This is a genomic window from Vibrio sp. 10N.222.54.A3 (genome assembly GCF_041474095.1).
Classification (GTDB): domain Bacteria; phylum Pseudomonadota; class Gammaproteobacteria; order Enterobacterales; family Vibrionaceae; genus Vibrio; species Vibrio crassostreae_C.
Genome location: NZ_JBFRTN010000009.1, coordinates 109,468 through 115,467 on the forward strand (window position 1 = coordinate 109,468; position 6,000 = coordinate 115,467).

General features: G+C 43.6%; 5 protein-coding genes. 2 read left to right on the forward strand and 3 right to left on the reverse strand.

Going from position 1 to position 6,000, the window contains the following annotated elements; all coding sequences use genetic code 11:
• The first annotated feature begins 313 nt into the window (after positions 1-313).
• On the forward strand, positions 314-667 hold the full coding sequence (locus AB4507_RS03000; protein ID WP_017068500.1) for a membrane protein: 354 nt from the start codon (positions 314-316) through the stop codon (positions 665-667).
• Between the two features lie 165 nt (positions 668-832).
• Here the strand turns inward: AB4507_RS03000 and AB4507_RS03005 are convergent, their stop codons facing one another.
• Entirely contained in the window at positions 833-1,312 is a 480-nt protein-coding gene (locus tag AB4507_RS03005) for an Sbal_3080 family lipoprotein (RefSeq protein WP_017068825.1), read from the reverse strand.
• A gap of 195 nt (positions 1,313-1,507) precedes the next feature.
• Here AB4507_RS03005 and AB4507_RS03010 point away from each other — a divergent pair, with 195 nt between their 5' ends.
• Positions 1,508-1,906: a hypothetical protein gene (locus AB4507_RS03010; protein ID WP_136974402.1), complete on the forward strand. Its 399-nt coding sequence runs from the start codon at positions 1,508-1,510 to the stop codon at positions 1,904-1,906.
• Between the two features lie 67 nt (positions 1,907-1,973).
• Here the strand turns inward: AB4507_RS03010 and AB4507_RS03015 are convergent, their stop codons facing one another.
• Positions 1,974-2,786 (reverse strand): DUF2971 domain-containing protein, encoded by an 813-nt coding sequence (locus AB4507_RS03015; protein WP_372105136.1) that lies wholly within the window; start codon positions 2,784-2,786, stop codon positions 1,974-1,976.
• A gap of 337 nt (positions 2,787-3,123) precedes the next feature.
• A complete protein-coding gene (locus tag AB4507_RS03020; RefSeq protein ID WP_372170871.1) occupies positions 3,124-5,721 on the reverse strand; it encodes a molybdopterin oxidoreductase family protein in 2,598 nt (865 codons plus the stop codon).
• Between the last annotated feature and the right edge of the window lie 279 nt (positions 5,722-6,000).

The window sequence follows — 6,000 nt, forward strand, 5'->3', positions numbered from 1 at the left end:
CGGTACGTTTCCCCACTCTTACACCCAGGCAGGCTTTTACCATATTTGTGACTTAAATTATCGACGCGTGTTTTGGTTGGTTTTATGACTACTCGTAATCGCTAGCATGCTATCAGCGTGATTTTTGTTCCAATCAATCTTTTCGTTAATGTCTTTTTTATCAACAAAGACCCAGTGAGACATACACTCTACACACAATACCAAACACATCACAACGCAGCATGTAACATATGCAACAAGCAACTAATTCGTGACCATCAACAAGATAATACCGTATCATGTGCGTGATTAAATTAACCTAGGAATCAATCACATGGAAAATACTGAAGTAATTAATACGGGGCTCTCAGAGAAGGACAAAAATGCAAAAACTCATGCCATCATCGCGTATGCGTTAATGCTATTAGGCTTCTTTACTGGTATTAGTTTTCTTGCAGGTGGTATTTGGGGCATCGTTAAAAAGTCCGATGCTCAAGGGACTGTCTTTGCGGATCACTACGACAACATCACCAAAACATTCTTTGTTTCGATTGTGCTTACTATCATTGGCGCTCTAACAGCCGTTTTTGTTATTGGCTATGTTGTTCTTCTTGTTGCCGCGATCTACACGCTTTGGAAGTTGATTGCTGGTTTAGCAAAAATTACTTCAGACAAGAGTTTTAATTAATATGAAAAGATGCGAAGCCGCAGCTTTAAAGCGACGGCTTCACATCTTCGTCTATTCGTCTATTCGTCTATTCGTCTATTCGTCTATTCGTCTATTCGTCTATTCGAGCAGAGCTTAAAGAAAAATAGAAAGCGAACAAAGGTATAAGTTAGTAAACTAATTAGACTAGTTCGTCGCTTTTGAATCTGATGAATTAGCTGCTTTCGTTGCTTCTTCAGCAGTTTTCTTACCAAATACCGTATCCATCATAAAACCAATACGCTTAGCTGCATTACCAAATTTGTTTGGGTTAGCCGTGTATGGGACTTTAAATTCTACTTCACCTACTCTTTGTCCGTTCTGATAAGCATTGATCTCCGCTTGCTTTAAGAACAACGCTAAGTCCCAGCTCCAATGGCCTTCATACTCCAATGTCAGCTTATCAAGATCGTGCTTCGACTTATCAGGTACGACGGTGTAGGTATAATCGTTATCTTGCAGCCACGTTTCCATAGTATTTAAAAACCCTTCACGTGTTTCAGCGTCTTTAACGATAACAACATCAACTTCAGTCGTAGGTTCTGGAATCGCGCTCCCAGTGTAACGAGGGGCTCCACAACCAGCCAAAATTAAAACCGAAAGCGATAATAGTAGGTATTTTTTCACGTTATATATCCATTAACAGTTAACTGCGTGAATGATACCACATCAAAAAAATGACATATTATATAAGCAAAGGTTAATCAGACATTCCTTGTTACATAAGGCACTAAAAAACAACGAAAGAAAATGCGAAGGCTATGGGTCTCCTTTGATGAACATTTAAATCATCGCATCATTGAATGCATCACAAGGGATATCATGGAAAAGACACTTCAAACCAAACTGGCGACTAGCCTACTACTGCTGAGAATCGGCATTTTTATCGTCTTCTTATTCTGGGGCTTGGATAAGATCCTTGTCCCTGAGCACGCGACAAAAGTACTGTCTGGCTTTTACGGCATCGACATCTCGAACAATGCGATGATGGCTCTGGGTGTCGCGCAGCTCGGATTTTTAGGCGCATTCGTTGTAGGCATGTGGAAAAAGTACACCTACGGAGCCATTTTGGTCTTGCATGCAGGCTCAACTTTCGCCTCTTTTGGAAAATACATGGACCCGTTCAATAACCTTCTATTCTTCGCCTCTTGGCCAATGCTCGCAGCCTGTGTCGCACTCTTCTTACTGCGCGACTACGACACTTACAGCGTTGCCAACTAATACAAAGGGCGCCGTTATTGGCGCCCTCTTTGGTTGGGTTGATTCTTAAACGTTTGTTAGTTGCGTTCTAAATTTTGTGGTCAGAAACTTCTAAGTTCCAAGTGCCTTCCTTGCGACGTACTAATTGAACATTTACACCACTTGATTGCCAAGCTTTGCGGATATTAAAGTAATCATCTTCACTCATACCCAAACGGGTAACATTGCTGTAGGTAGAGCAACCTAAATATGCTTCAACTATTGATTCTTTGGGAATTGATAAGCAATACAGTGGACGCCCCATAATTGTTAATTGACTCCATTTTCCTGCTTCATTCACAAACTCACATGCTGAGTAACGAGATTTCTGAGAGCCATTAATACTTTTTACAACTCTCACCTCCTCTTCGTACCCCCATGTTAGATCTTTCATGAGAAATGCGTTCTTAAACAGATCGTAATTATGATGTCTGAAACACTTATATTCTGTACCTACAGACATTAGTGACTCAGCACTTGAGGTCGGGAGCATATTTTGTGGCATGGTTGATGTGTAAACTATCTCACCATATTGGGCAGGAATTACACATGAGCTTTCATCTAGCAAATTGGCCTTACTCATATCAATGCCAATAACGACACCTCTATGGTCATCACCATAATGTGACCACATCAGAGGATTTAACGGGTTGCGCGTAAGAGACAACACCCCATAATTACGACTTAGGCGCTCGCGGTGTGGATTTTTCTGTGGCTTACGACTCAATGTATCTGATTCTTCAAAACAGATAGCTGTTCCTTCAAATGGATCATTAAGGTCTTCTAAACAAGAAAAGCCTATTGAGCTATTCTTCATTACCTTCGAAGCAGACTGAAATGACATATATTTATAAAGAATCATGATTAACCTATTTCCTCGAAGCAACTAACAGCTATATTAGACAGAATAATTCTGCATTTTGTCCCTGAAACAATTCTGTCTAGTTTCCAAGACTCGCTGCACTTAGTCTAATAACTCATTTAATAACATCATCTTACCTACTTATCTTTGTATCAAACATGACGAAAAGCAGAAATTTTCCATATAGTTCCGGCAAAATGCAGAAAACTCCCCAATATGTGAGTAAACCGCAGTTCAGGCTATGAAGGTTGTATCTTGGAAGTTGTATTCTCAAACAAAAACGCCGACATGATTGTCGGCGTTTACGCTGTAGGTATGGATAAGTAAGAGGAAGTAACTACTTCGCCATAGTACTCAAAAACTCGGCTTCGAACTCTTCATCGGCTTCTCTTGTTAGGCACTCCACTAGCCATTCAATGCTTTGATGGTCTAGCTTACTGTTCACCACGAAGGCTTGCTTTACACCAGACTGACCTAGCTTCGCAGAGCCATAGTTCTTGAATGATTTGTTGCCGTGGTAATGGAGTGATTTGATTGCCTCCGCGTTAGGTTCTGGTAAGGCATCGAGGGTGTTGGCAAGTTGAATCACCAGCTCCATTGGGTTCTTAGATGATGAGATGCGATACAGAAAACCGCCCTCCACTCTTTGGCGCACCCAGTAATCAAAACCGCTGCAATCCATCACCTTATCACTGACCAGTGCGGCTTCGCTGCGATAGCCACACGGTTCAACCACCACTGGGGTGTGTTTGAATTCTGGCTGACCTGATGCGGCATCGGTATGAGGTAGGATCAGGTCACACGGCTTACTGTCTTTGGCAGTCGGTGCGTTCCAATGGATAGGCATGAAGACTTGTTCACGGCGCATCTCTTTGGTCACCACTAAGCGCGCTTGGCACTCCCCTTGTGCGCTGCGCACTTTCACCACAGGGTTAATAGTCGCGTGGTTGAAAGCATCTAGCCCAAACTCATCCAAGTTCAGTTCTGAAACGGTATCTGGGTGGATGGCGACAAACGGTTCTGGGGTGTGTTCACCTAAGCCTGCCGCCAAACCTGTGCGGCTCATGGTGTGCCATTGGTCTCTGATTCGGCCTGTGTTCATGATAAGTGGGAATTCAAGGCTGGTATCGGCAATCGGTTTGTCGTGCTCAACTGCAATAAACTGCGCTTTGCCTGATTCGGTAAAGAACTCACCATTGGTGAACATGCGTTGCTCAATGATCTCTGGTTGATACTCTAACACTGGCCATTGCTGTGGAGTGAGTTCGCCATAGCCTTTTTCATCCAGTTTGGTTAATCCAATTAAGCACAAATCACGCGCTTTGCCCGTTTCATTGCCGAGCGCTGTCATCTCGCAATACTCTTTGAAGATCTCACCTTCGTGACGGAACTCAAATTGCTCTTTGAATCCCATTTTTTGTGCGACTTCTTTTAGAATCCACCAATCGGGTTTGGCTTCCCCTGGGCTTGGTAATACACGGCGTTGGCGTGAGATTCGGCGTTCAGAGTTAGTCACGGTGCCCGACTTCTCGCTCCACCCTTGCGCGGGAAGCACCACATCGGCCAAGCGAGTGGTTTCAGTATCGGCAATGCAGTCCGACACCACCACAAATGGGCACTTCTCTAATGCCGCTTTGATCTTTTCACTGTCAGGCAGGCTCACAACTGGGTTGGTTGCCATAATCCACACCGCTTTGATTTTGCCTTCATTCATGGCATCAAACAGGTCAATCGCTTTTAAGCCCGCATGTGTGGCTAAGCTGTCGGTTTGCCAGAACTCACTCACCGTTTTGTGTGATTGCGGATCACCAAATTCAAAATGCGCCGCTAAGGTATTGGCTAACCCGCCCACCTCTCGCCCGCCCATTGCGTTCGGCTGACCTGTTACTGAGAATGGCCCCATGCCCGGTTTACCGATTTTCCCGGTCGCTAAATGGCAGTTGATAATGGCATTCACCTTGTCACACCCTTGTGTCGATTGGTTCACACCTTGGGAGTAAATGGTCAGCACCTTCTCGTTCGATGCAAACAAGCTGTAGAACTGTTTTAGCTGCTGCTCTGTTAACCCTGTAAGCTCAGGAACACTTTTGTCGCCCCAGCCTGATTCGGTATAACCTGACTCTGTATAACGGTAGTGAGTCGCAGATCGAATCGATTCAGTAAAGCCTTGGGTGTGGTTTTCTATGTAGTCTGCATCTAGCTTGTCGTTATCATCGAGGTAACCCAATAAACCATTGAACAATGCGACGTCTGAGCCTGATTCCAATGCCAAGTGAATGTCTGCGATTTCACAAGTGTCGGTATAACGCGGGTCTATGACGATGACTTTCAATGCAGGGTTGGCTTGTTTCGCGGCTCTTAATCTTTGGAAAAGTACCGGGTGACACCATGCTAAGTTGGAACCTGTAATCACGACGAGTTCGGCTTGCTCGAGATCTTCGTAGCAAACCGGTACTGTGTCTGCGCCAAATGCTCGCTTATGCCCGACCACGGTTGAAGCCATACACAACCTAGAGTTACTGTCGATGTTGCCACTACCAATGAAGCCTTTCATCAGTTTATTGGCAACATAATAGTCTTCGGTAAGCAGCTGACCAGATACATAGAACGCAACGGAATCGGCCCCAAATTCTTCGATGGTTTGATTGAATTTGTCTGCGACCAACTGAGTGGCACTGTTCCAATCTAGCTCTTGTTTTTGCTCATTCTGAATATGAGCAGGCTGTGTAAGACGACCTAAAGGCGTGACGGTGTCGCCGAGCGCAATCCCTTTAGTGCATAGCTTTCCATAGTTTGATGGATGATCTTTATCACCACGCACTTCTAGTTTTCCTAACGATGTCGGTCTCGCTTCTATTCCACACCCTACACCACAATAAGCACAGGTCGATTTTATCCAGCCGCTGTTTGAATCGGTCATCCGTTTCTCGCTCAATTATCCATAATTGTAATAACTGAAAATAAGCAAATAACACGCCACTTCATAGCAATCAACAAGCAAGAAATATTTAACAATAAAAACAAGAACTTAATAAACACAAACCTATCAGAAATGAGAAAAATAGAAATTAACCACGATAGAAACTTAATTTTTGCACCATCTTGCAGAAAGTTGCACCACAAACGCTCATTTATATAAATATAACAAAAATTTTACATACCACTTTAGGGGTAATTACGTGCCACCTGCAATTTTTAAATCACTGAAATATAT